This window comes from Vibrio sp. 10N.222.49.C12, from assembly GCF_041475025.1.
GTDB classification, from domain to species: Bacteria; Pseudomonadota; Gammaproteobacteria; order Enterobacterales; family Vibrionaceae; genus Vibrio; species Vibrio crassostreae_C.
Genome location: NZ_JBFRVF010000014.1, coordinates 1 through 25,063, shown reverse-complemented (window position 1 = coordinate 25,063; position 25,063 = coordinate 1). Strand labels below are relative to the sequence as shown.

The window sequence follows — 25,063 nt, the reverse complement described above, 5'->3', positions numbered from 1 at the left end:
TTAAGGAGCCTTCTTATCAGAGCCAGTGAGCACTCAGTTTGGTCAATTGTTACTAAGCTTGAGCCACTTGACGTGCTGGGTGTTTAATAAACACAGCGACTACAGCCACGATTGCAAGCGCGAAACAGTAGTAAGAGTTAGACACGATCTCTAGCGGCGATAGGTTAAACACAGAGCCTAATAGCAATACCTGAGCACCGTAAGGCAGTACGCCTTGAATCACACACGAGAAGATATCCAATAAGCTTGCAGAGCGGCGTGGAGATACATCGTTCTCTTCAGCTAATTGGCGAGCCACACTACCAGAAACAATGATTGCTACGGTGTTGTTTGCCGTACATAGGTTCACCATTGATACCAAGCCTGCAATGCCTAGCTCACTTGCGCGGCCATTCGCTTGCTTAGAGTGAGAAGAACCAAATGCACGAATCAAACCGCTCACTAAGTTAGTCAGAAATGCTAATCCACCTTGGCGACGCATCAGCTCACTCAAACCACCAATCAGCATCGACAGTAAGAAGATCTCTTGCATGTTGCCAAAGCCTGCGTAGATATCTTGAGCGTAATCCGTCATACCGTAGTTCTCAATAGAACCTAGGCTCACTCCACCCGCTAGCAAGATACCAATCGTCAACACAACGAACACATTCATGCCCGATACCGCAAGGATTAGGATAGTGATGTACGGAAGGACTTTCAGCCATTCAATTGGGCCTGTTTCAGGAACTTGAGTTGCTGTGCTGTTGAAAGCAAAGATAACAATCGCGATAAGTGCAGCAGGAAGTGCTATACGGATGTTCTCTTTAAACTTGTCTCTCATCTCACAGCCTTGCGAGCGAGTCGCGGCAATCGTGGTATCTGAGATGATAGAAAGGTTGTCACCAAACATAGCGCCACTTAGCACTACGCCAGCGGTTAGAGGAATACTCATACCAGCTGAGTCAGCAATGCCTAGTGCAACAGGAGCAACCGCAGCGATAGTACCCATAGAGGTGCCCATTGCTGTCGCAATGAACGCCGAAATAAGGAAGATGCCCGGTAGGATCATGCTCGTTGGGATAGCCGATAGACCAAGGTTTACCGTCGCGTCCACGCCACCAGAAGCTTTAGCCACAGCAGCAAAAGCACCCGCCAATAGGTAGATCATACACATTGCGATAATGTCTTTGTGACCCACGCCACCTAAGAACTGCTCAATCGCACGGTTCAATTTATCTTTGCTCAATAGCAACGCTAACATCACAGCAGGCAGAGCCGCAATCGGAGCTGGAAGTTGATAGAAAGCAAAATCGACGCCTTGTAGCGACAGGTATGTACCCACGCCAATAAACAGCGCAAGGAAAACGATCAGAGGGATAAGCGCCACTGCAGAAGGGGCAATTACCGCGTTAGAATTTTTTGAATTGGACATGGAACGACAACACAATAGAACAGGAAGGTGAGCAGACTAATGTCACACTTAGAACTTGTCAACGTCTAGACGTCTAAACGCCTAATTTAATGCAAAGTAATAAGAACCCTATTGAGCATCACGTAATAAAAAAGGCTATTTACTCATCAGTAAACAGCCTTTCGATAACAGATAGTGCGTCGCTAGAAGTTAGCGTTTCTGCTTGAAGGTTACTTGGTATTCGCCAATACCTTCATAATGGAAGGTCGTTGGTTTATCGAATTCCATTTCCACGATACCGCAGTAAGAGCCCGTGATAATTGCTTCACCCGCTTGGAAATCAACACCACGACGCGTCATGTAGTTAATCAGCCAGTAAATTGGGCTTGGTGGCAGTGTATTCGGGTGCTTACCGTCGAATGCTTGAACTTGCTCGCCTTGAGTCACTTCAATACTGATCTCTGCAGAAGTGAACGCTTTTTCGCGATCAATCTCAGGGCCAATGAATAAGCCTTGGTTTACTAGGCCATCGGCCAGTTTTTCATAGAACTCAGCGCCGCTGTCATCCGCAAAACGAGATTGCATTAACTCAAGTGCCATGTGACAAGAACCAATCGCTTCGTTGATTTGCTCTTCGCTGTAGCCTTCTTGGTTTGCAGGCAGACTCTTAGCAAGAGTAAATGCAATTTCAGGCTCAACACGCACTACATCGTTGTCTGCAAACAGTTCACAAACTTCGCCTTGTTGAACGCTGCCCGAGAAGATTGGCGCAACAACAAACTTGTCTTCAGCCAGAGGAAGTAAGCACTTCCAACCGCCGACTTTATCGCTTTTCAAATCGATCATTGAAGATTGGATCTTTAGCGCATCTTCCAAGTTATTCGGACGGTACTGTTCGTCCAATCTTGGTGCTTTGGTGCCAGCAACGCGACGACTCAACAGTTCTTCAGCTGCTTGTTTAAATACATTTGTCATATAATACCACCTTTAGTTTTATGACCAGTATAATATCGGATTTCTTAAAGCTTGAATAGACAATTCAACAACGGTGCTACACCGAAAATTCAGCCATCAATTTTCGCATATTCTAGACGCAAACAACTGAAATTATTTTGATTTAAAGACAACAAAAGCCAGTAAGTTCGTTACTGGCTTTTCGATGTGTTGCTGATGGTTAGGCTTTACTGCCCTTTCAAGGTCTTCTTAAGGTTTTGCATGAAGTCTCTGAAGTGAGGCATAAAATTAACAAACAGAGGATGCTTTCTATCTTGCATCATCAATGGGCCGAGTAAGCGGATACTCACGCCTAGTCGTGCTGCTGATTGCTCATCTAAGCCGCTGTCTTGTTTGATCTTCTCAACAATCGCGAACATGTTTTCTCTGTCTTCAATTTCAAACTGCATGGTTTGAAGTTCGCGGTCTTCTTTAACGCTCACTTCTTCAATAGTGATGCGGTAGTTATTGTGTTTGCCTGTAAATGCTTTCATGTGGATCTCCTACAATGCTGTGAAATGTTTTGGCTAGCTCTTCATGAATCGTTCTAGCTTAGGTTTAACCGTCATCGACATTACGACCATGATCGTAAGGCCAACAGGAAGCGCGGCAATAAATCCATTAAACCATCCACTGGTAAACGCCGATGTATCCGAAAATCCAATGTTATTTGCCGCTGTTACAAATGCCATCATGGACTCCATTATGAATGCCATGATCAGTCCTACGATCAGGTTGCGAACTTTCTCGCTATAAGTTGTGAACACTCTAGCAACGGCTTTGGTGACTAAAGCCATCATCACCGTGCCCATTGGCATCATGATCACGACAACAAGGGCTAACGAAGAAAGCCAGTTGCCAATAAATTCCTCGCCGAATCCGACATTCATGTAAGTCATCACAGCCGTTAAACTGCCGCCAATCGTCAGCATTAAGCTCATCATGACCAAAACTTTGTATAAAACCGGTGTGCCTTTTTGCTCAGGAAGAGTTGGCGTTAGAGTTGCTTGAATCGTCATATCTATTTCCTGTCTTGAATTTACGAACAATTAAGTTGATAATGTCAACTATAAATACAGTAGTTGATAATGTCAACTATATTTCTAAGGATCGTTTATGTCTGATAACACATCGCTAGAATCAATCTTTCGTCTAGTGCACTCTTTGAAACGTCAAATGAGCGAACAGATTGAGAGCTTAGACTCAGAGATCGCACCTATGAACATTCGTGTCATGAAGATCATTACTAAGAAGTCTCCATGTACCGCTATCGATATCGCACACTTCCTAGATCGTGATAAAGCACAGGTCACTCGGCTCATTAATGCCTTGATCAATCAGGAACTTGTGAAGAAGTCTCCGAACCCGGAAGACAAGCGCAGCCAGTTATTGGTTCTGACTGATAAGGGTCAAGAGATCATGAGTAAGGTCTCGGATATCGATAGAGACATGCTGAAGAGAATGACCAAAGGCATGGCCGAAGACGAGTTAGAACAATTCAGAAAAATTGCGAAGAAAATGGCGCAGAACTTAGAAAGCTGATCTTAAAAATAAAACTAAAATACGCCACCGAATCGTAAGATCGGTGGCGTTTCGTGTATAAGTTGGGTTGTACAGCTTAGTGGTTTAGCTATGTCTATTTGGATGACAGCTCTAATTCGATGCTAGTTTCCACCATGCCTGAACAGGTACAGGCTCTGAGATCACCAAACGTTCACCCATCACCGGGCTTACCATTTGTACATCTCGCTCTTTGCTAATCGCCAGTGCTTGTTCCATTGGGTCTTGCCAATCATGCATAGAAAGGTCGAAGGTACTGTTGTGGATTGGCATCATCACCTTACCTTGCAGATCAATGTGTGCCTGAACACTCTGTTCTGGGAACATATGAATATCCGCCCAAAGTGAGTTATACGCACCCGTTTCAACCATGGTTAAATCAAACGGCCCAAAACGGTCGCCAATCTCTTTAAAGCCATTGAAGTAACCAGAATCACCGCTAAAGAAGACTTTCTTGTCTGAAGCGTTAATAACCCAACTGCCCCACAGTGTTTGGTCACGATCAAGCAAGCCACGACCAGAGAAATGCTGTGTCGGTGTCAACGTGAACTCAATGTCTGAGGCCGTTGCCGATTCCCACCAGTTCAATTCGATGATCTTCTCTTTATCCACGCCCCACTTTTCCAACAGTGCGCCCACTCTTAATGGCACTAAGAACGTCCCTACTTTGTCGGCTAATACCTTCACGGCACCTTTGTCTAAATGGTCGTAGTGATCATGGCTGATCACTACCACATCGATGTCAGGTAGATCTTGCAGTGAGATTGGGGTTGGGTGAAAGCGCTTTGGCCCCATCCATTGCACTGGTGATGCTCGATCACTGAACACAGGGTCAGTCATCACTAGCTTGCCATCTAGCTTCATCATCACACTTGAGTGACCTAAGCGGTACGCAACGTCTTCTGTCTCTTCGATCAATTGCTCGGCTGTCATCGGAATCAAAGGCAATGCAGCACGTGGCACTGGCTCATTTCTTTCCACGGTTACATACGCTTTCAAGATTGAAAAAATATCAGACATGCCCGATTTGTACTCTAACTCACTGTTAGCAAACTTCTTTGGAAGCTTATCTAGATTGTCATTTGATTGTGAACCTGTGCTTACGATAGCGACCACGGCAAGTACTCCTAAAATCGGTAATAGATATTTTTTCATTGGTATCTCTTCAACCGTTGGGAAAGACCCAACTCAAAAACTACACTGACTAGTTTACATACCAAAACCAAAAAGTAAACCACAGAGTGTAATTTTTAATTTATCTAGACGTAAGCGTGTCAAAGTCGATTTTGGAAAAACCGACTTTGAAAACGAGCTAACTTAGTTATTTAGTTAGTAAGAAAGGTTAATCAGCAGACCATACATTCTTGAAGTCTGGCCATCCCCAGTTTGTGATGGCCACGTTTTTCAGAATCCCTTGGAAACGAACGGTCTGTAAGTGGTGGAACATAGGCACTAAACAATAATCTGAGATCAGAGTAGACGCGATGGGTTCTAGCTCTGCCAAGTAATTAGGCAGTTCCACGGATGCTTTATGACTATCCAAGCGCTGCTTGAGCCAATCGCTGTTCATCTCTCCTAAAGCAGAGTGCAAAACAGGATCGTTCATCATCCACGAGAACAGCGAAGACGGAGCATTGTCATCGAGGTTCAAGTTACACAGCACCAAGTCCTCCTTTAACTCGCCACTCTGAGATAACTGAGCCAATTCTCGAAAACTGTAGGTGTTCACCTCAACTTCCACTCCATGTCGTTTAAGGATGTCCGACACGGAAATGGCACACCGATAAAGGGCATAGTAGTTATATACCGCAATGCTCAATTTCTTAGGCAACTCGCTCTCTCTGGAAGGCGTTCGATACAGCTTCTGCCAACTTGGCAATATGTTCTGAGCCAAAGAGACACTGAATAATCCTTGGTTTTGCTCCAGTTGCGCCAAAATAGCCTGAGGGTTTGCAAGGGCTGATAGGTACTTACGTTGCTCGTCGCTTAACGGATTCACTGCTGAGTTTTGATTGAACAGAACAAACAAACAACCATCCTCGACTCGGCTACGAAGGCCGTCTGTGTCTGCTGAAACAAGTTCCGCATCGCTTTTCCCTAATTGATGGAAACAAGAAGAATTTCCATAAGGCGATACGTGCATTTGGCTGTCATCGAAACGAGCAGTGCCCGTCATTGATTCCTCAAACTGCCAGATAGTCACCTCATCGGTTAACGAGCGGCAACCATAATAGTGTTCAAATGCGGCAAGCTTGATTCGTTCATTATTGGTCTCAACCACTTTGAAGGGGCCGGTTCCAATCACAGCATGAGAGACCGAATTTAATGGCGATGGCTCTCGTGTGACTTGCGCAGCAGGTTGAATCGAATACTTAACGCCAGCCAATAAGCCCGCGAACCCGGTGTCTGCTTTGGTGAGTTGAAAGCTGATCCTCAATGGCTGTTCACTGTAGATGGAAGAAACATGATCTAACTCAGCTTGATAGAAAGGCAGAGCTTGTAAAGCAGTAAACAAAGCAACCAGCTGCTTGGCATCAACTGGCTGACCATCATGAAATGTCAGACCGGGGCGCAGATAGAAAGTCCAAACCAGTTGCTCAGTGTCATATTCCCAATGGTGAGCTAGTTCAGGCTTTAACTCACCTTTACCATTACACGTCACTAGGCAGCTAAACACCTGTCTGATCAAAAATCGTTCGCTACTGCGGTGTATATGGTGCGGGAAGAGATCTTCAAACTTACGTTTGTAGGTCAATTGGACGTGCAGTAACCCTTCGCGCATCGTCGCGCCAGAGGTTTCTTGGAGGAGAGAGCCAAATACAGCGCGGTCATCTTCCAAAATAGAGAGTGCTTTTTCGTATTTGCCCTGCTCTATCAATTTACTGGCAACATGTTGAGTCATTTCTTGATTACTAAAACGTAATGTCAGGTTAGAACGTTGATTCCGTCCCACTTTAGGCTCCCACACTACCCACTCAGCCTGATGCATCTTGCCTAACAAGGTTCGTGCATGGCGCAAACTAGTAAACAGCATATCCGCTACTTCGGCTAGGGTGACTGAATGAGAAATGTTTGGCTCGAACGATTCTAGCCGCGTGTAGTAACGCATCATGTTTAGATCAGACAAATAGTGAACCTTTTAAAGATAGCTCTTCCTAATTAAGCTCATTATAAAACACATTCATCAAAAAGTAGTGTAATGCGACCAAAACAGGAACAACCAATAAAAATACCATCTGTTTTTTAGTTCCTCTTAATTATCCATAATGAACGGGTCAGCAACAAACCATAGGTTGTAAATAAAGCCTAACCAGAGAGAGTAATGACCATGAGAAAATACTATCTTAACAAGCTAAAAAGCACCTGCCGTAAGCTCGAAAGAGAAGCACTACGAACACTTTTAGATCTATGTAACTGGCGTTATTAGTACACTTTTTAGCACCGAGTAAACGCGAGTTGGGTACAACCTAATATGCTCCTACCCCCAATATGAGTTAGGTCTCAACTCGCTTTTCCATTCCAATTCCCCTCTCAAGCCTGCTGTACCAATAGCTCACACAATCGATAAATTTCCGTTGTCGACTCGACAAATTTAATTCGTTTTCTTAGTTGAACGAAAAGCCTTAAGGTTCGCCCCGAAGCAAGCAAGGAGCCTCAGAAAAAACTGAAAGCTCAGCTAACAACTAATTTATTTGCAGTTACCAATCAGGTATTAACTAAGGAAACGCCATGCGTATCGCAATTCTTTCTCGCAACGAAAATCTATACTCTACCGCTCGTCTAAAGCAGGCTGGAGAAGCACGTGGTCATCAGGTCGATGTTATCGACACGTTGCACTGTGATATAGATATCGCGAGTAACAATCCGAAGATTCGCTACATGGGTGAAGAGCTACCTCAATACGATGCTGTTATTCCACGTATTGGCGCTTCCATTACCTTTTACGGAACTGCGGTTGTTCGCCAATTTGAAATGATGGGCACTTTTTGTATCAATGAGTCAGTAGCAATCAGTCGCTCTCGCGACAAACTGCGCTCACTACAACTGTTGTCTCGTAAAGGTATTGGCTTACCAAAAACAGGTTTCGCTAGCCGCCCAGACAAGATTCAAGACCTGATCAAAAACGTAGGCGGCGCGCCACTTGTGATCAAGCTTCTTGAAGGCACTCAAGGTATCGGCGTTGTACTAGCAGAAACAAACAAAGCAGCAGAAAGCGTTATCGAAGCGTTCATGGGCCTAAAAGCGAACATCTTGGTTCAAGAGTTCATTGAAGAAGCAAATGGCGCAGACATCCGTTGTTTTGTTGTTGGCAACAAAGTAATTGCTGCAATGAAGCGTCAAGCTGGTGAAGGTGAATTCCGCTCTAACCTGCACCGTGGCGGCACTGCTCAGCTGGTTAAACTAACCAAAGAAGAGCGCGCAACAGCAATCAATGCAGCGAAAATCATGGGATTAAACCTATGTGGTGTAGATATCCTACAATCTAAGAACGGCCCAGTAGTAATGGAAGTAAACTCTTCTCCAGGCCTAGAAGGCATCGAGAAAGCAACGGGTAAAGATGTAGCAGACATGATTTTCGAATTCATCGAGAAGAATGCAAAACCAAACGCTAACCGTACTCGTGGCAAGGGCTGATTGAATACCGATAACTCATGATTGGAAAGAAAATGAACAATAAAATGATCATAGGGAATACCGAAGCACTTTGCTTACCAGAGTTAGGGATAACTGGACTACATACACGTGTTGATACAGGGGCTAAAACCTCTTCTCTACACGTAGACAATCTACTATGTGTTAAATCAAATGGTGAGAAATTCGTAGAGTTCGACCTTCACCCAGACGTTTATCACCTAGAAGAGACGGTGCGCTGCAAGGCGAAACTGAAAACAAGTAAGAAAATTAAATCATCTAACGGCGAAGTTGAACACCGTTGCGTGATTGAAACCATGCTCAGAATCGGTGGTCAGGAATGGCCTATCGATATCACGCTAAGCAACCGTCAAGACATGACTTACATGATGTTGCTTGGACGTCAAGGCATGAGTGACAAAGTGATTGTTGACCCTGCGGGTGAATTCCTGCTGACTCACTAATCCGAGTCATCGTAACCGCTCCACAGGTTATAACTAAAGCTACTCACAACGATATAAGGCCAGTCTCATGACTGGCCTTATTGCTATCTATTTTTCTATTTCTACTTTCAGCTCTGAATACACGACTTTGCATTCAAGCTTCTGATCTATTTCTTCGATTTACCATGAGATTGAAAACCAAATCGCCCAATCGATAAAAGTAATTTCTTGGTTTTGATTTTCGTCACTCGCCAATGTGTAACAGGCCTTCTTGGGGCACTCATCAGCAGGTGTTCAAAAGCCTTCTGACTGAAATCGACTTGCCCACCATGCGCCACCAGCAAGGTATCGAGCTGCATGTCATAAATGCGCGATACAGACGCTCGATACTTATTAGGGTGAAAGATAGGAAACGGCGGAATCAGCTTCTTCTTAACCTCGACCATTAAATCGGCAACATAAGCCACGCTGTGTGATGGGCAATAGACCGAGAGATCACGGTCGGTATGGCCCGGTGTTTCAAGAACCAACCAATCATCAAACCCTGGAATACTATCCCCATCAGACAGCTTGTAGTCCGGCTTTAACTTTCTTGAATACCATAGGTTTGCTTTAGGCTTGCCTAAGCGGTTCGCCATCCACCTAGCAAGCGCTAAGTCGGTCAGGTGCATCAAAATGCCATCGATGCCGTGATACCAATCTTTGTCTCTGTTTGCTGCCACCAAATGACAATTAGTCAGCTTTCTGAGCGTATGCGCTGCCCCTGCGTGGTCCGGATGCATGTGTGTAACAACCACAGTATGTAGGTCGCTAAATTCACGGCCAAGCTCATCTTCAATGAAAGCCCTAAGATGAGGAATATCCGCACGGCACGCACCATCAAGTAACAGCAACCTATCTGGGTACTCTACGAGATACATGTCTTGGATATAGCCTTTGATGGTATGCAGCTGCAAAACCGCTCCTTGTGATAAAACAACTGGTCAGACCTATACCATAGCAAACTCACATTTATTTGTAACAAATTTGTTAACTATAAAATCACATCAAAGTACCATGCTCTTCCGCTCTTTTATCGTGACGACAAAATACGTGATTTGTTGACCTAAGTTATTAGGACTATATATGCGCCTCTAATTTATTGTCTGAGTGCTATACATGAACCAATTAATCGATGCTCTTTCTACCCAAGGTTATTTCGTTTGGGATGACTTCTTAACTCAAGAAGAAGTGGTGGCATTGAGGGATTGCATTCCAGAGAACTGGAAAAAGGCTAGGATTGGCCGTAACGATGAAGTAACGCGAGAGTCGACCATTCGTAGTGACAAGATTCAATGGGTGCGCCGCGATATAGGTCAGCCAGCATCTCTGTTCCTAGACAAAATGGAACAAATTCGTTTAGCGGCAAACCAAGCGTTCTTTTTGGGTCTGTTCGAGTACGAAGCGCACTTTGCTAAATACGAAAAAGGCGACTTCTACCAGAAGCACTTAGACTGTTTCAAGGGCAATGAAAACCGCCGCCTGACCACTGTGTTCTATATGAATGATGAGTGGACAGAAGAAGACGCTGGTGAACTTGTGGTTTACGACCTAAAAGACAACCACATCGCGACCATTCCACCAAAGTCAGGCCGCTTATTTGTGTTCTTATCTGAACAGTTCCCACACGAGGTTCTGCCAACCAACACAGAGCGATTCAGTATTGCAGGTTGGTTCCGTATTAACGGCGTGAAAGACAACCAACTCGATATCGCACACTAAAGCGAGGTTCGGGTCAAAGCCTCATCTCATCCAAAGCCTCTCCACTCGAGAGGCTTTTCCACTTAGTACTGCTAGGAAAGTACTAAGAGGAAAATATCACTTTTATGAGCCGAATCCTGTGTAGAGACTCTTGCCCAGCAATTACTCTGGCGTATTCGGGAAAACTGATATTTAATAAATATTTACGGTGCGTCTTTAAGAAGGATTAATTATGTCGTCTATCATCGTAGGTCATCGGGGTGTAGCAGGTACTCACCCAGAAAATACCAAAGCAAGCATTGAACAAGCCGCTAAACTCGGCTTGAAATGGATTGAAGTAGATATTCAGCCCACTCAGGATGATCAACTTGTGGTTTGTCACGACCACACCCTTGAGCGCTGCAGTGATGGCAAGGGTCGTGTCGACGAACACACCCTTGCAGAACTGCGTCAGCTCGATTTTGGCAGTTGGAAGTCTGAGCAGTTCGCTGGTGAAAGAATATTGACGTTGGAAGAGTTGCTCGCGCTTGTTGAGCAACATGACCTTAGCGTCAATTTAGAAATCAAAGTCGACAGTCGACATCAAGCGCCTCATGTCGTTGATTTGCTGCATACCGAGTTAATTCGTTCAAATCTAGACACCGACAGAGTGCTGCTTTCAAGTTTCAGCCATCAAGTCGTTTCTGAAATGGCTCGTCACCTGCCGAGATACCGAGTTGGTGTGCTCACTGAGCAACTGACTCAAGCCGACTTGATGTTGATTGACGAGGTTAAAGTGTTCAGCTGTCACATGAACTACGAGCATGTGAATCAGAGCGATCTTGATACACTCAGTGAAGCAAACATCCAAACTTGGTGCTACACAGTAAACGATCCGTCTCACTTCAAATTCATCTCAAAAGTAGATGCCGTATTCACTGATTTTCCGAATCAATTTGCCTCTATAAATTGACCAAACAAATACCGCAAAAACAACCCCGAGAGACTTTAAAATTAACTCTCGGGAAACCTTAAAATTAGGTAGCAAACACAAGTGAGTAGGAGTACATTCCGCTACTCACTTGGTTTCATTAGCTCGCTCTATACAGACAGCTTCATTGGTTACTTAATTTATGGATCTCATTTTTAGTCCAACCTTCCCAATTTTGGGTGCAATCTTCATTTTCGCCGCTATTGTTCGTGGCTTCTCAGGTTTTGGTTTCACCTTAGTGGCATTGCCATTGAGTGCGTTATTCGTACCTGTTATTGAACTGGTTCCTGTATTCATGCTGATCGACCTGTTAGGTAATATCCAATTACTGCCTAAAGTTCGAAAACACGTTAACTGGCGCTGGGTTTTAAAGGTATTTATCCCTTGTTTTGCCTTCACACCAGTCGGCTTACTTCTGCTTAAATCCGTTAGCCAAGACACGATCATCTTGATCATCAGTGCCTTCATTTTTGCGTCTGCACTTATGATCTACAAAGGTTTCCAGTACAAAAGCGAACCTAGATTTACTCCCTATATTCTAGGAAGCCTTGCGGGTGTAATGAACGGCGCGGCTTCGATGTCAGGGCCTCCAATTGGCACTCATGCATTAGCAAGCCCAGTCGCTCCGCACATTGCCAGAGCAGGCCTGATTGCGTTCTTTGTATTGGCTGATTCCACTGCGTTTGTTTCGGCATCTATCGCTGGGTTAGTCGACCGCGATGTAGTTTGGCTGACTCTCGCGCTTCTACCAAGCAGCATGTTTGGCGGTTATGTGGGTTCTAAACTGTTCGAAAGATTTGGTGGAGCGAAGTTTAAGCCAGTCACCATTGCATTGCTGATTGTGATTGCAATATTCAGTGCAGGTCGAGTCTTACTGTAACGGCTTTAGCGTTTAATTTTGGACGTTGCTTTTACGAATTGGTTTCGCGAATTGATTGCGCTAATTGACTGCGGAAAGTGATTAAGAAAACTGGGTACCAATGACTACCATTCGATATGGATAGGGGTACCCATTTTTACAAGTTGGAGAAACTCATCCATATCTTGATTGGTTAACGCGATACAGCCATCCGTCCAATCAAAACTTTGAATAAAGCTCGGCGAACGACGCTCGCCGTTTTTGATGCCATGGATTTTGATGTTTCCTCCAGGATCTACATCATTTTGCTCTGCCCATTGCATATCCGAAGGTTGCGGATAGTTAATATGTACTGAGCGATAAAAGTCCGACTCTTCCATCACATAATCGAGCTGGTATTCCCCTTCCGGCGTTCGGTTGTCCCCTTCAAAGCGTTTATGCCCTTTCGGTTGTTTGCCTAGCGCAATACGAAACTCCTGAATCACCTCTTCACCTTTTAGCAGATACATCCTACGTTTCGATTTATCGACTTTAACTAACGTAACCACTTGCGACAGCGAATCTATCTCAGATGCGCTATCCGGTACGTTGTAAAACTGTCGAGAGGAACTTTGAGGTGGACGTTTCGATGACCCTTGAGAAAGCTGAGCTACCTTTTCATCAGGGCTACTGTTAAGAACATCATCCACAATAATCACATGCTCGGAGTTTGAGCTCGTGGAAGAGTTTGAGCTCGTGGAAGAGTTTGAGTTAGATGAAGACGTTGAGACACGTTGAGAATGAGCCGGTGCAGACTCGAATACGATGGTTTCGATAGCGGTCGCGTCAGAGACTATTTTCTCGACCACGACTTGCTCAGCATTCGCGTTCGAAGCCACAAACAGTAAACACAGTGATAAAGGCAGAAACAGACGCACCTTTAGATCTCCTCAAAACGCATGGACATGGTTCGTGACTGAGTTTCCATTCCTAACGACTCATAGAAACCCTGAGCTTGTTGGTTAAACTCCATTACCTCCAACCTAAGTTCTATCGCTCCTCTCGCCTGCGCCCATTGATTAAAAGACTTCATTAACGCTCGACCAGCACCTTGGCTCTGAACCTGATCGTTCACCACAATCGTATTGACCCTTGCCACCTTGTGCGGCTGAATAAAACTGACGCCTTTGTTCTGCGTTACCTTACCCGCTAAAAAGCCAACGACTTGCTTGTCGTCTACTGCAACCAAGAAAGCGCCAAGTGGGTCAAGCATCAAACCTAACCAATACTCTTCACTGTCGGCCAAGCCTTGTGACGCTGGTGCAAATACCATAGGCGCACCAAGATGATGTTGACGGTTTATCTGCTCAGAGAGCGCTAAGATCGCGTTAATATCAGTTACCTTGGCCGCCCGGATTTGCATATCATCACCTTGTTTGAATTCAATAACACCTTAGCAAAAATGGCTTAGTTGTGCACCGTTACACTGGTCAACTCAGACGCTCTGTGAAGGCTGAACATTAATATTAGGCACTATGTTTAGGGAAATTGTTCCGTAAATCTCAGGCACATTGCCAGCCGTTGAGTGCTACTATCTCTGCAGAATCAATATACTAACGACGACTAACGACTGGATACCTATATGATTAAGTTTGCTGTAATTGGAACCAATTGGATTACACAAAAGTTTGTTCAAGCTGCGCACGAATCTCAATCGATGCAACTTGCTGCGGTTTACTCTCGAAATCTAGACAGCGCGGCACAGTTCGCCCAAGAATTTGACGTTGAAACCACGTATGACTCACTCGACGCATTGGCCAATGACAACACTGTAGAAGCCGTGTACATCGCTTCCCCTAACTCACTGCATTGCGAGCAATCTATCTTCATGATGGAACACGGCAAGCATGTTATCTGTGAAAAGCCGGTTGCATCAAATATTGATGAAGCAACACGCATGTTCGAAGTCGCTGAGAAAAACGGTGTGGTGCTGTTTGAGGCGTATAAATCTCAATTCCTACCGAACTTTAAGCAAGTTCAACTTGGGTTAGAAAAGATTGGCAAGGTACATAAAGCACACATCAACTACTGCCAGTATTCATCGCGCTACCAAAAATACCTAAACGGCGAGAACCCAAATACCTTCAACCCAGCTTTTTCTAACGGCTCATTGGTCGATATTGGCTTTTACTGTGTTGCCGCGACAGTCGCGCTATTTGGCAAACCTGAAAACGCACAGGCTTCTGCAAAGCTACTTGATTCAGGTGTCGATGCTCATGGCTGTGCGATCTTCCAATACCCTGAGTTTGATGTGACCCTTGCGCACTCCAAAGTCAGCGACTCTTATGCGCCAAGCGAGATCCAAGGTGAATTAGGGGCGATCATCATCGATCACATCGCTGAATGTACTGACGTTAAGATCCGCTACCGCGATGGCACGGTAGAAAACCTTACTCAAGAACAAAGCGAAAACTCCATGAGTTACGAAGCGCAGGCCTTTGCTAGCTGCATTGCTGGCGACAACGCAACACAAGCGCAGGCCCAACTGCGCGCTTTAACGGTTGCGAAGTTAATTACAGAGATGCGCCAACAAGTTGGTGTAGTGTATCCAGCGGATAAATAACGTCACAGCGTAAGTTAACAAACTGATTTTTAATACATAATTATTTATACATAACTGAATTTAATCTTTACGACAAATAACCGGATTAGTTGACTGAGGTCCCATCTGTTTAAATCCGCGTTCGATATCTATCGTATTTATTTAATTTATTGAAGGTGTGTAAAGTGTTTTCAGTTGATGATCGCGTTGTAGCAACAAAAGGTGTTGAACTAGGTGAAATGGTAGTAACTGGCCTAAGTGCTGGTGGCGGCTACGTTCACGTTACAACGGTAGAAGGCGCAATGACGCTTACTTACCCAGCGCAAGATCTTAAAAAAGCATAGTTTAACCACTCTGCCCTTTTAGTAGTCACTCTACTAAAGGTAACAAAATTGAGGCTTTGGCTGACTTCACTCTTCTGCATTAGAGTAAGCAGCCAGAGCCTTTTTTATGCCTGTAATTTACCCACTAGCTTTCTCATTCGCTTACTCGTTACAATAAAACCGCACTCAACTGACAATAGAATTAGGCAACGAGTTTCTACACTAGGTGCTTATTCTCATCGTTCTCTTGATATTCCCGTGCACTTAATCGCAGTGAATAGTTCTTGTTAACAAAGGCTTATTGTCTGCGAAAGTTTCTGGTACATTAGCATCATCTTATACTAAGAATGACCCGAATGAGGGAAGCTATGAAGCTTTACATTTACGATCACTGCCCTTTCTGTGCAAGAGTCTCCTACATTGCTCAATCGCTAGGCTTGAACATTGAGCTTGTTTCTGTCGATTATGATGATGCCCAAACCCTTATCGATCTGATCGGTAAAAAGATGGTGCCCGTCTTACAAAAAGACGATGGCTCTATCATGGCAGAGAGCCTAGATATCATCGCGTACTTCATGGACTTGAAATCAAACGATGAGCAGCGTGTGCCATCTGAGCAAGTGACTGTGTTCCAAACTCGCGCATTCCCTCTTACTCAACAGATTGGACGCCCACGTTGGTGGAACCTCGACTTGGCTGAATATCGCTCTGCTGGAGCCAAAGAAGCTTGGCGTGCCAGTAAAGAGACCGAAGGTTTTAACTTTGAAGAACTGTTAGAAAAGACGCCTCAGTTCGTTCAACTGATTAACCCATTACTGAAAGATGCCGAACTCTTACTGGATCTAGAGAATGGTGAGTCATCGCTACCTTTAGTTGATCAAGCACTCTATTTCTCAATGCTTCGTGGCTTCTGTGTTGAACCAAGTATCACATGGCCGCCAACACTTGAGCGTTGGTTAGAAAAACAGAGTCAAACGTTAGGCATCAAGCTTCTTCGCTAATTTGCTAATTTGTTAAGCCGTTAGCCGTTAGCCGTTAGCAACCAGCCTAAACGAAAAATCGAAGCTCCCCGAACCATTGTTCGTACGAGCTTCGACTTTTATGACTCAATTGTCTTTTTCTACAACAAGCGTCTTCTCAACCCTGTTCGCTCCAAGATTCGTGTCGAAATTTCTTCAACCGATAGCGAAGACGTGTTGATGTAAGGTATCGCTTCTCGGCGAAACATCGACTCTACCGTTTGCAACTCATACAAGCATTGCGAATCACTCGCGTATTCACTGCCGGCTAAACGATTCTCTCGGATTTCAGTCAACCTTTCCGCATCAATGGTTAAACCAAACAGCTTGTGTCGGTAGATCTCAAATTCGGGTAACAGCTTCAAGCGCGCCAAGTCATCATGAATGAACGGATAGTTCGCTACGCGCAAGCCAAACTGCATCGCCATATACAAACTTGTCGGTGTCTTACCGCTTCGAGACACACCCAATAGGATGATATCCGCCTCTTCAAGCCCTTTTAGCGTGATGCCATCATCATGAGCCAGCGTGTATTCAATCGCAGCAATACGGTCGAAGTACTTCACTGAATCTTTATTAACACTACGTGAGCGCTGCAGCTTAGGCACCGGGGCCATTTGGGTATCGTCTTGCACTTTCTGCACAATACTCTCTAGCACGTCATAACAATGCGCTGGTGCCTCCAAGAGCTTCTGCTTGATGTCTGGAATCACAATCGAAAAAAAGACCAACGGGTGGTTGCCCGTATCACGATACGAAATTTCAATCTCTTTTAATAAATCAGAAAGTTTGTCCTCACTTTCCACAAACGGAAAGGTTTTTTCATTGGCTTTAAAAGGGAATTGACCTAGAACAACATGCCCTAAAGTCTCACATGTTATGGCCGTTCCATCAGAAACATAGAATACATCACGACTTTGGATATCAATTTGCATTTTTTATTTAATGTTTAAAATTATTTTGAGTAGGATGGGAACCATAATATATATAACGAAACCCTGCTGACTATTACGTCCCCCACAGCTTTAAAAAATAATTTACATTTTTTTAAACTGATACGTAATCGTTTGCCTTTAAATCCCTACAATGCTTGCTATGTTTCTGGAGAAATAAATGCAAAATAATACCCTATGGTTCAATGGCCTATCCATGGAAGATGTCGACAAAGTCGGCGGTAAGAACGCCTCACTGGGCGAGATGGTTTCTAACCTGTCCAATGCTGGTGTTTCTGTACCTAATGGTTTTGCTACCACCTCTTATGCGTTTAACGACTTTCTTGACTACAAAGGTCTTGATGAGCGCATCCACCAACTACTTGATGAACTTGATGTTGAAGACGTTGACGCACTGCGTAAGACAGGTGCAACGATTCGACAATGGGTTCTAGACGCACCCTTCCCAGAATCACTAGAGCAAGACATCCGTGATAACTACCGCGAGCTAATCGAAGACAACGAAGAATTGTCTGTAGCTGTGCGTTCATCTGCAACCGCAGAAGACCTTCCAGATGCTTCATTCGCAGGCCAGCAAGAAACCTTCCTTAACGTGAAAGGCATCGACGCGGTACTCGAAGCAACCAAGCACGTTTACGCGTCACTGTTTAACGACCGCGCTATCTCTTACCGTGTACACCAAGGCTTTGACCACCGTGGCATTTCATTGTCTGCGGGTATCCAGCGCATGGTTCGCTCAGACAAAGCCTCTTCAGGTGTGATGTTCACGCTTGATACTGAGTCTGGCTTCGACCAAGTCGTGTTCATCACCTCTTCTTGGGGCTTGGGTGAAATGGTTGTACAGGGCGCAGTGAACCCAGACGAGTTCTACGTTCACAAGCCAATGTTAGAAGCAGGTCACTACCCAATCGTTAAAAAGACGTTTGGTTCTAAGTTGATCAAGATGATCTACTCGACCAATCAAGAAATCGGCAAGCAAGTCGATATCATCGACACCGACACTCAAGAGCGTAACGAGTTCTCACTCAACGATGAAGAGATCAAAGAGCTAGCAAAACAAGCGATGATCATCGAGAAGCACTACCAACGTCCAATGGACATTGAGTGGGCGAAAGATGGCATCGACGGCAAGCTTTACATCGTTCAGGCTCGCCCAGAAACCGTATGTTCTCAAAGCGATCAAAACGTTATCGAGCGTTACGAGCTAAACAATAAGGCGGATGTCTTGGTTGAAGGCCGCGCTATCGGTCAGCGTATCGGCTCTGGCCCTGTTCGCTTGGTTGATTCTCTAGACCAAATGTCACTGGTTCAAGAAGGCGACGTGCTGGTAACTGACATGACAGACCCAGACTGGGAACCTGTGATGAAGAAAGCGTCTGCGATTGTGACTAACCGTGGTGGCCGTACTTGTCACGCTGCGATCATTGCTCGCGAGCTTGGTATCCCAGCGATTGTTGGTTGTGGTACAGCAACAAGCAGCCTAAACGATGGCGATACCGTGACAGTGTCATGTTCAGAAGGCGAAACAGGCTACGTTTACAACGGCGAACTCGATTTTGAAATCAAACGTTCTGAGGTTGATGAGCTACCAATGCTACCAACCAAAGTAATGATGAACGTGGGTAACCCAGATCGTGCCTTCGACTTTGCACAAATCCCGAACGAAGGTGTTGGCCTTGCTCGTCTAGAATTCATCATCAACAAGATGATCGGTATTCACCCTAAAGCGCTGCTTAACTTCGATGCACAAACGGATGAGCTAAAAGCGGAAATCAACGAACGTATTCGTGGCTACAAAGATCCTATCGATTTCTACGTAAGCAAATTAACAGAAGGCATCGCGACTATCGCTTCTGCATTCTGGCCTAAGCGTGTGATCGTACGTATGTCTGACTTTAAGTCGAACGAGTACAGCAACCTAGTCGGCGGTAAAACGTTTGAACCGCATGAAGAGAACCCAATGCTGGGCTTCCGTGGTGCATCTCGTTACATCTCACCAGTATTCGAAGACTGTTTCGAGCTAGAAACTCAAGCGATCAAACGCGTTCGCAACGAAATGGGCCTTAAGAACGTTGAAATCATGATCCCATTCGTTCGTACTCCAAGCGAAGCGGCATCGGTTATCGACATTCTGGCTAAATTCGACCTTCGCCGTGGCGACCAAGGTCTGAAAGTGATCATGATGTGTGAGCTACCATCGAACGCAATCTTGGCTGATGAGTTCTTGAAGTACTTCGATGGCTTCTCTATCGGTTCAAACGACATGACGCAACTGACACTTGGCCTCGACCGAGATTCAGGCGATGTGGCACACCTCTTCGATGAGCGTAACCCAGCCGTGAAAGCAATGCTGAAAATGGCGATCGATGCGGCAACCAAAGCGGGTAAATACGTGGGTATTTGTGGCCAAGGCCCATCTGACCATGACGACCTAGCAGAGTGGTTAATGGAGCAAGGCATCAGCTCTGTTTCACTAAACCCGGATACGGTTATCGATACGTGGTTGAAGCTAGGTAACGTTGCTAATAAATAAGTAAATAAGTAACGCTTCACGCGGTACCTTAACGACAAAAGCCAGTCACGTTGACTGGCTTTTTTAGGTTCTTTCCAAATTAGCTGGCTAGAGCGCTAGAAGTAGTATCTCACACCAACCCAAGCTTCGGTTTGCCAACCATTCGGCATTGGCACACCTTTCACATCAACATCCGCTTTGGTAATGTCATAGCGCGTATTCAACCACCAAGTTCTTGCAGTGTTCATCGGCACATTTAACGATGTTTTAAATGAGAAGTTTTGCATGTCGATATCATCACCAGAAAGATCTTGCCACTCAGGAACCAGAGACACATAAGCGCCAGAGTCACCGAGATGCTTCGCGGTAATCAAACCAAGCGAGTATCCCGTTAAATCATCTTTAGATGAAGTGACGCCAGGGATCTCCATACTACCAGTCATCAGTCCTGCTCTTGGAAATACCAGGAATCCACCGGTATAAGCTGGATTAATCGCAACAACACCGCCAACCGACAATAAGTCATTTTTAATACTGTTGCGCGTATTAATATAATCTAATGAAAGACCCACTTTAGGCGTAGCTTTCGTCCCTGTTTCAAAGACGTGGAAGTACTGAATTCTAGAGTTGCTGTACTCTGTACCGAATTTGTCTGGATCGCGAAGCGCTGTGTTGCTTTCATCGACAAACGTCCCTTCGGCCAGTAGGGCAAACTGCTGACCGTTTTCTAAACCGCCAGAAACTTGCCCTTGAAATTGGATATCTGAACTACCATTCAGCATCAATGCAGCTTGAGTATAAACTTTAGTGACATCAGCAGGATCGATAACACGTTCGGAATCTGAATCGGCATGTGCAGGAAGGGCTAGACCTAAACTCAACGGGATTAATAGAGCAAACTTTTTCATTATCTCTCTCGAAAGTCGTTTGCTTCCTCCTTGAAGCCTGGAACATCCTGTTAGGTAATAAATAGATTACTTGTCAGCAAGTAGTTTTGCTGCCGAACGCATTAGTGCAGGGCCTTTATTCTCACCAAAACCTGAGTGGTATGGGTTGGTTGAGAACATCACACCCACAAAGTCACGTGCAGGATCGATGTAAATAAATTGGCCTAGGTTGCCACTTTTCGACATTGCACCGTCATTGAAAATGAAATCAAATTGGTATGCGTTGTAGTCTGCTTTTTCGTTGTATGCGTGCAGTGAACTGCTCTCTTTGCTAGTACCTACGAATGCTTTTGGATCACCGCCGTTGCGGATACGATCAATCACAGCTTGTGACACCACTGGCTCATCAGCCACCGCTTTCCAGCTAGGTGTAAATAGTGTTCCCCAGCGAGCCATGTCTTCTACCGTTGATGAAACCAAGCCAACCGCGATCGCCATGCCATCTGGCGTCAAGTTGAATTGCATTGGTTGACGTGCGTGCACTTTTGACCAAACACGATCTTCGAATACTTGAGTCCAAGTTTTGTTCTCAACGTTTTCAACTAACTTAGTCAGCACCATGGTGTTGATAGATGCGTAACGGAAATGGTCACCGGCTTTTTCACCTTCCAGTTTCTGTGCACCTTGAGCCACTTCCATCCAAGTTTCCATTTCACCCGTTTTTGCACGAGGTGAGTTAAACGATGCCGCAAAGAAACGCACCACATCAGAGTCTGGGTTCAAGATAGACTCTAATGTCTCTTCATTGTCTAGCGCGGTCGACATGTTCAGAACTTGGTGTACTGTGATGCCATCCCAGTTCGTTCCTTTCAATTCAGAAACATACTCAGCGATCTCTTTTTCAGGGTCGACTTTGCCCTCTTCCACTAACATTGCGATCACTGTGCCAACCGTCGTTTTTGCTGTAGATGCCCAAACGTGCGTATCTGTCGGCTTCATACCTGGGTAAGCTTCGTAAACGATCTCCCCTTTGTGAATCAACATAAAGCCTTGGGTACGGAACTGTTCATCCGCCAAGTACTCATCCATTGTCAACTGACCTTTGCTTTCAGTATCAACTTTCAGTGCAGCGAGTCGTGGGTCGATATTTTTGACTAAAGGCTTGTACTCTTCGTTTGGAGCCGCCAGTGCCGTTGGTAGAAACTCACTCATGTGCATGTTGTAGTAAACGCTGTGGTCGCCGCCCATCTGCCAATGAAAGTTATTGAATAACTCACGAGCTGAGTCAGTAAAACTTGGGGTAAATGCTGTGCTCGCCTCTTTCACGGTCAAGGTAACTTGAGCACCTTCAACTTTCAGAGCTTCTTCAACTGGGTTTGCTGCAAGAGCAAATGATGATGGGGTCGCTAACGATACTAGAACGGCAATGTGTTTAAGTTTCATAATTGTTCTCCTGTTTGGGTTAGGAAAAGTATAGGGAGATGCGCTACACTTAATTAGGTCACTTGATGACATTTAATGGTAGGCACAAAACAATGAAAGCATCATCGAACACCACCAGCATACTGCTCACTTCGACCAGTAACATTGCTCCATATATTCAGTATTGTGACAAACATAGACTGGATTGGCGCACCGTCGCCGTTGCGTGCGGTCTACCCATTGAACTGACACAATCCAATCAATGGCTTCCTACACAAGACGTGATTCGCTTCATTCATGGCCTTGAGCGTAAGTTTGGCTATTCGATAGGGATTGAGGTTGGACGTAAGGCCTCTCTAGAGCAATTGTCACCTGAGCTAGACCGAAAAATTGAACAATGCACTTCTCTCGAGCAAGCGGTACGCTGCTTGATTACTGAAATATCGACCTTAAGTAATCACGTCACCATATGGACGGAAAAAAGCGATGGATTGTGGTGGTTGTGTCATCGAAGTTGCTATCACCCATCGACCTCAGGTTTTGAACAAGCAGAATGGTTTCGCGCCCTGATCGTGATTAGCCTATGCCGTAAGTTCATTGACAGTCGCTGGCAACCATCACACGCCAAGTTGGTCTCTAAGCACAACAGCGCACGTAAATTACCTAAGCATTTCTTTGATTCTGATATTCAGTTTGAACAGCAATACGGTGCGTTCTCGATTCCGCTGCCCGATGATTATCGTGCCATTTCAGAACGAAATAGTACCCAAGATTGGCATCACGCTGTCGAGATATTAATAGACACCTATGCGACTCTACCTTGGTTCAATATTGAGTGGTTTGCGACCATGCTCGGCATGACAAAACGAACGCTGCAGAGAAACCTGAATAGCAAAAACATTCTCTTTAAACAAGCCAAAGAACAAGTTCGGGAAGCTAAAGCAAAACAGCTACTTGAAGAGACCAACCTTTCTGTTCAAGACATCAGTTGGCAAGTGGGTTACAGCGACTTGAGTAATTTCAATCGTGCATTCAAAGGTTGGGTTGGAGTCACGCCACCAAGTTATCGGGATAAAGCGAAACATTAGAAATAGTCGAATGGAAAACCTTTAGACCCAATCCGCTAATATAAAACTCAGAAACAAGATACGACACCTTAAATTTCAATAAGCGAACGCATAAAGTTACATTGTACAATGCTCACATACCGATGAAACTGTGCAAAGGTAATATCGATAGATTTAATGACATTTATTGGTATCGAGCTAACGTTACGTTATCCTTTACGCAATTCTTCATTGAGTGGATTGTCACTACGACAAACCTACCTTCAAGACTGATAAGAGTGTTATGAATTCTACGACCGCAACTCCCTCGCCTTCTCTTGGCCGACAACTCTATACAATGACATGGCCAATGCTGTTTGGGGTGCTCTCCCTGATGAGCTTCCAACTTGTAGACAGTGCTTTTATTGGCCAGTTAGGCGTACTGCCGCTCGCGGTTCAAGGCTTCACGCTACCAATTCAGATGATCATTATCGGGATTCAAGTCGGACTAGGCATCGCGACAACGGCTGTGATCGCGAGAGCTATTGGGGCTAACGAGATACGCTATGCCAAACAGCTCGGCGGATTAGTCGTTGCGATGGGCAGTGTGAGTGTCGCGCTGTTCTCGGTCATCATCTATCTGTTGCGTGGTCCTATTTTACAACTCCTCGATGCACCACCGACGGTACTACCGATCATTGATTATTACTGGATCTATTGGCTGGTAAGCTCTTGGACAGGCGCACTGCTCTACTTTTTCTACAGTGTGTGTCGTGCCAATGGTAATACCATGCTGCCCGGTTCGATGATGATCGCGACCAGCATCATCAACTTGATATTGGACCCGATTTTCATATTCACGCTCGACATGGGCATCAACGGAGCCGCGATTGCGACCATCTTGGCGTTCGGTGCGGGTATCTTTATCGTTGCTCCTAAGGTAACTAAGAAGCATTGGATGACATTCGACTGGCACGATCTTGATATCGGCAAGAGTATTCGTTCTATAGGAAACATCATGGGGCCTGCGATGATCAGTCAGCTACTTCCACCAGTCTCTTCGATGCTCGCCACCAAACTGCTTGCAGGCTACGGCACAGCAGCCGTTGCAGCTTGGGCGCTAGGTTCACGTTTTGAGTTCTTTTCGATTGTTGCAGTGCTTGCTCTGACTATGTCGATGCCACCTATGATTGGCCGAATGTTGGGAGAAAAGAACCTAGGGAACATACGTAGTCTTGTGAAGATTGCCGTGATGTTTGTATTAGGATTCCAATTGGTGATCGCACTGGTAACTTGGATGTTCTCTGGCGGGTTGGCAAATCTCATGACCAGCGAAGACGAAGTCTCGACCATTTTGAACTACCACTTACTTATCGTTCCTATCAGTTTAGGGCCGTTGGGTATCTGTATGCTGATGGTTTCTATCTCGAATGCGCTTGGTAAGTCTTATACTGCCTTAACGATATCAGCACTGCGCCTGTTCGCCTTCTTCTTGCCTTGCTTGTGGATTGGTTCGCAGCTTGCTGGTATTGAAGGCCTGTTCTGGGGTGCCATGGTGGGTAATGTGCTTGCCGGTACATGTGCTTGGTTTATGTACCAACGCGCACTTGGGCAAGTCGAGGCTAAGCTTTCTAATTAATCAGTTAGCGAACTAAACGGCTTGCCAGCTAAACCGCTATAAAGTTATTAAACGAAAAAGCAGCCACTTAGGCTGTAATGCCGATCAGTTAAAG

The 25,063-nt window shown here is 45.1% G+C and carries 24 protein-coding genes; 12 read left to right on the top strand and 12 right to left on the bottom strand.

Annotated features, from left to right (window positions below):
- Positions 1-52 precede the first annotated feature (52 nt).
- The 4 genes from AB4583_RS04370 to AB4583_RS04355 all read right to left on the bottom strand — a co-directional run bounded on the left by AB4583_RS04370 (position 53) and on the right by AB4583_RS04355 (position 3,402).
- Entirely contained in the window at positions 53-1,411 is a 1,359-nt protein-coding gene (locus AB4583_RS04370; RefSeq protein ID WP_017069214.1) for a Na+/H+ antiporter NhaC family protein, read from the bottom strand.
- Positions 1,412-1,600: 189 nt separating this feature from the next.
- Positions 1,601-2,365 (bottom strand): hydratase, encoded by a 765-nt coding sequence (locus AB4583_RS04365; RefSeq protein WP_017069213.1) that lies wholly within the window; start codon positions 2,363-2,365, stop codon positions 1,601-1,603.
- A gap of 206 nt (positions 2,366-2,571) precedes the next feature.
- On the bottom strand, positions 2,572-2,877 hold the full coding sequence (locus AB4583_RS04360; protein ID WP_017069212.1) for a DUF3861 domain-containing protein: 306 nt from the start codon (positions 2,875-2,877) through the stop codon (positions 2,572-2,574).
- Positions 2,878-2,910: 33 nt separating this feature from the next.
- Positions 2,911-3,402, bottom strand: a complete 492-nt coding sequence (locus AB4583_RS04355) for a DUF2798 domain-containing protein (RefSeq protein ID WP_017069211.1) — start codon at positions 3,400-3,402, stop codon at positions 2,911-2,913.
- Between the two features lie 97 nt (positions 3,403-3,499).
- Between AB4583_RS04355 and AB4583_RS04350 the strand changes: the two genes are divergently transcribed.
- Positions 3,500-3,925, top strand: a complete 426-nt coding sequence (locus tag AB4583_RS04350; RefSeq protein ID WP_017060573.1) for a MarR family winged helix-turn-helix transcriptional regulator — start codon at positions 3,500-3,502, stop codon at positions 3,923-3,925.
- 111 nt (positions 3,926-4,036) lie between these two features.
- Here the strand turns inward: AB4583_RS04350 and AB4583_RS04345 are convergent, their stop codons facing one another.
- The gene (locus AB4583_RS04345; RefSeq protein ID WP_029235615.1) at positions 4,037-5,098 is read right to left on the bottom strand and encodes an MBL fold metallo-hydrolase; all 1,062 of its coding nucleotides are present in this window, start codon (positions 5,096-5,098) and stop codon (positions 4,037-4,039) included.
- Between the two features lie 187 nt (positions 5,099-5,285).
- A complete protein-coding gene (locus AB4583_RS04340) occupies positions 5,286-7,070 on the bottom strand; it encodes an SgrR family transcriptional regulator (RefSeq protein WP_017069209.1) in 1,785 nt (594 codons plus the stop codon).
- A gap of 602 nt (positions 7,071-7,672) precedes the next feature.
- On the opposite strand from AB4583_RS04340, the gene rimK reads away from it, so the two are divergent.
- Positions 7,673-8,578, top strand: a complete 906-nt coding sequence (gene rimK / locus AB4583_RS04335) for a 30S ribosomal protein S6--L-glutamate ligase (protein WP_004740040.1) — start codon at positions 7,673-7,675, stop codon at positions 8,576-8,578.
- A gap of 32 nt (positions 8,579-8,610) precedes the next feature.
- Positions 8,611-9,039, top strand: a complete 429-nt coding sequence (locus tag AB4583_RS04330) for a RimK/LysX family protein (RefSeq protein ID WP_017069208.1) — start codon at positions 8,611-8,613, stop codon at positions 9,037-9,039.
- 146 nt (positions 9,040-9,185) lie between these two features.
- Here AB4583_RS04330 and AB4583_RS04325 read toward each other — a convergent pair whose 3' ends face one another.
- Positions 9,186-9,974 (bottom strand): MBL fold metallo-hydrolase, encoded by a 789-nt coding sequence (locus tag AB4583_RS04325; protein WP_017067276.1) that lies wholly within the window; start codon positions 9,972-9,974, stop codon positions 9,186-9,188.
- A 202-nt stretch (positions 9,975-10,176) separates the two neighbouring features.
- Here AB4583_RS04325 and AB4583_RS04320 point away from each other — a divergent pair, with 202 nt between their 5' ends.
- The 3 genes from AB4583_RS04320 to AB4583_RS04310 all read left to right on the top strand — a co-directional run bounded on the left by AB4583_RS04320 (position 10,177) and on the right by AB4583_RS04310 (position 12,608).
- Positions 10,177-10,779: a 2OG-Fe(II) oxygenase gene (locus AB4583_RS04320; RefSeq protein WP_017069207.1), complete on the top strand. Its 603-nt coding sequence runs from the start codon at positions 10,177-10,179 to the stop codon at positions 10,777-10,779.
- A gap of 211 nt (positions 10,780-10,990) precedes the next feature.
- Complete coding sequence (locus AB4583_RS04315) at positions 10,991-11,710, top strand: glycerophosphodiester phosphodiesterase family protein (RefSeq protein WP_372116563.1); 720 nt, start codon at positions 10,991-10,993, stop codon at positions 11,708-11,710.
- 160 nt (positions 11,711-11,870) lie between these two features.
- Entirely contained in the window at positions 11,871-12,608 is a 738-nt protein-coding gene (locus tag AB4583_RS04310) for a sulfite exporter TauE/SafE family protein (RefSeq protein ID WP_372051317.1), read from the top strand.
- A gap of 104 nt (positions 12,609-12,712) precedes the next feature.
- Here the strand turns inward: AB4583_RS04310 and AB4583_RS04305 are convergent, their stop codons facing one another.
- Both AB4583_RS04305 and AB4583_RS04300 read right to left on the bottom strand, forming a co-directional pair.
- Positions 12,713-13,504 (bottom strand): murein L,D-transpeptidase family protein, encoded by a 792-nt coding sequence (locus AB4583_RS04305; RefSeq protein ID WP_372116561.1) that lies wholly within the window; start codon positions 13,502-13,504, stop codon positions 12,713-12,715.
- A gap of 2 nt (positions 13,505-13,506) precedes the next feature.
- A complete protein-coding gene (locus AB4583_RS04300; RefSeq protein WP_017069203.1) occupies positions 13,507-13,989 on the bottom strand; it encodes a GNAT family N-acetyltransferase in 483 nt (160 codons plus the stop codon).
- Positions 13,990-14,208: 219 nt separating this feature from the next.
- On the opposite strand from AB4583_RS04300, the gene AB4583_RS04295 reads away from it, so the two are divergent.
- From AB4583_RS04295 to grxB, 3 genes are all read left to right on the top strand, one after another.
- On the top strand, positions 14,209-15,189 hold the full coding sequence (locus AB4583_RS04295; RefSeq protein WP_017069202.1) for a Gfo/Idh/MocA family protein: 981 nt from the start codon (positions 14,209-14,211) through the stop codon (positions 15,187-15,189).
- A 164-nt stretch (positions 15,190-15,353) separates the two neighbouring features.
- Complete coding sequence (locus tag AB4583_RS04290) at positions 15,354-15,512, top strand: hypothetical protein (protein ID WP_004733064.1); 159 nt, start codon at positions 15,354-15,356, stop codon at positions 15,510-15,512.
- A gap of 347 nt (positions 15,513-15,859) precedes the next feature.
- On the top strand, positions 15,860-16,492 hold the full coding sequence (gene grxB, locus AB4583_RS04285) for a glutaredoxin 2 (RefSeq protein WP_017069201.1): 633 nt from the start codon (positions 15,860-15,862) through the stop codon (positions 16,490-16,492).
- Between the two features lie 119 nt (positions 16,493-16,611).
- Here the strand turns inward: grxB and AB4583_RS04280 are convergent, their stop codons facing one another.
- Positions 16,612-17,445, bottom strand: coding sequence for a pyruvate, water dikinase regulatory protein (locus AB4583_RS04280; RefSeq protein WP_372051315.1), 834 nt, complete (start codon positions 17,443-17,445; stop codon positions 16,612-16,614).
- Between the two features lie 178 nt (positions 17,446-17,623).
- Between AB4583_RS04280 and ppsA the strand changes: the two genes are divergently transcribed.
- Positions 17,624-19,996, top strand: a complete 2,373-nt coding sequence (gene ppsA, locus AB4583_RS04275; protein WP_050645846.1) for a phosphoenolpyruvate synthase — start codon at positions 17,624-17,626, stop codon at positions 19,994-19,996.
- Between the two features lie 95 nt (positions 19,997-20,091).
- Here ppsA and AB4583_RS04270 read toward each other — a convergent pair whose 3' ends face one another.
- Together AB4583_RS04270 and AB4583_RS04265 are read right to left on the bottom strand one after the other, a co-directional pair.
- Positions 20,092-20,883 (bottom strand): hypothetical protein, encoded by a 792-nt coding sequence (locus AB4583_RS04270; protein ID WP_017060557.1) that lies wholly within the window; start codon positions 20,881-20,883, stop codon positions 20,092-20,094.
- Positions 20,884-20,949: 66 nt separating this feature from the next.
- A complete protein-coding gene (locus AB4583_RS04265; RefSeq protein WP_017060556.1) occupies positions 20,950-22,305 on the bottom strand; it encodes a serine hydrolase in 1,356 nt (451 codons plus the stop codon).
- 92 nt (positions 22,306-22,397) lie between these two features.
- On the opposite strand from AB4583_RS04265, the gene AB4583_RS04260 reads away from it, so the two are divergent.
- Positions 22,398-23,372, top strand: a complete 975-nt coding sequence (locus tag AB4583_RS04260) for a helix-turn-helix domain-containing protein (RefSeq protein WP_372116558.1) — start codon at positions 22,398-22,400, stop codon at positions 23,370-23,372.
- A gap of 262 nt (positions 23,373-23,634) precedes the next feature.
- Positions 23,635-24,969 (top strand): MATE family efflux transporter, encoded by a 1,335-nt coding sequence (locus tag AB4583_RS04255; RefSeq protein ID WP_017069196.1) that lies wholly within the window; start codon positions 23,635-23,637, stop codon positions 24,967-24,969.
- Positions 24,970-25,063: the final 94 nt, after the last annotated feature.

Coding starts and splice junctions, on each gene's coding strand:
- AB4583_RS04370 (WP_017069214.1), bottom strand. CDS start 1,411: ATGTCCAATTCAAAAAATTCTAACGCGGTAATTGCCCCTTCTGCAGTG.
- AB4583_RS04365 (WP_017069213.1), bottom strand. CDS start 2,365: ATGACAAATGTATTTAAACAAGCAGCTGAAGAACTGTTGAGTCGTCGC.
- AB4583_RS04360 (WP_017069212.1), bottom strand. CDS start 2,877: ATGAAAGCATTTACAGGCAAACACAATAACTACCGCATCACTATTGAA.
- AB4583_RS04355 (WP_017069211.1), bottom strand. CDS start 3,402: ATGACGATTCAAGCAACTCTAACGCCAACTCTTCCTGAGCAAAAAGGC.
- AB4583_RS04350 (WP_017060573.1), top strand. CDS start 3,500: ATGTCTGATAACACATCGCTAGAATCAATCTTTCGTCTAGTGCACTCT.
- AB4583_RS04345 (WP_029235615.1), bottom strand. CDS start 5,098: ATGAAAAAATATCTATTACCGATTTTAGGAGTACTTGCCGTGGTCGCT.
- rimK (WP_004740040.1), top strand. CDS start 7,673: ATGCGTATCGCAATTCTTTCTCGCAACGAAAATCTATACTCTACCGCT.
- AB4583_RS04330 (WP_017069208.1), top strand. CDS start 8,611: ATGAACAATAAAATGATCATAGGGAATACCGAAGCACTTTGCTTACCA.
- AB4583_RS04320 (WP_017069207.1), top strand. CDS start 10,177: ATGAACCAATTAATCGATGCTCTTTCTACCCAAGGTTATTTCGTTTGG.
- AB4583_RS04315 (WP_372116563.1), top strand. CDS start 10,991: ATGTCGTCTATCATCGTAGGTCATCGGGGTGTAGCAGGTACTCACCCA.
- AB4583_RS04310 (WP_372051317.1), top strand. CDS start 11,871: ATGGATCTCATTTTTAGTCCAACCTTCCCAATTTTGGGTGCAATCTTC.
- AB4583_RS04300 (WP_017069203.1), bottom strand. CDS start 13,989: ATGCAAATCCGGGCGGCCAAGGTAACTGATATTAACGCGATCTTAGCG.
- AB4583_RS04295 (WP_017069202.1), top strand. CDS start 14,209: ATGATTAAGTTTGCTGTAATTGGAACCAATTGGATTACACAAAAGTTT.
- grxB (WP_017069201.1), top strand. CDS start 15,860: ATGAAGCTTTACATTTACGATCACTGCCCTTTCTGTGCAAGAGTCTCC.
- AB4583_RS04280 (WP_372051315.1), bottom strand. CDS start 17,445: ATGCAAATTGATATCCAAAGTCGTGATGTATTCTATGTTTCTGATGGA.
- ppsA (WP_050645846.1), top strand. CDS start 17,624: ATGCAAAATAATACCCTATGGTTCAATGGCCTATCCATGGAAGATGTC.
- AB4583_RS04270 (WP_017060557.1), bottom strand. CDS start 20,883: ATGAAAAAGTTTGCTCTATTAATCCCGTTGAGTTTAGGTCTAGCCCTT.
- AB4583_RS04265 (WP_017060556.1), bottom strand. CDS start 22,305: ATGAAACTTAAACACATTGCCGTTCTAGTATCGTTAGCGACCCCATCA.
- AB4583_RS04260 (WP_372116558.1), top strand. CDS start 22,398: ATGAAAGCATCATCGAACACCACCAGCATACTGCTCACTTCGACCAGT.
- AB4583_RS04255 (WP_017069196.1), top strand. CDS start 23,635: ATGAATTCTACGACCGCAACTCCCTCGCCTTCTCTTGGCCGACAACTC.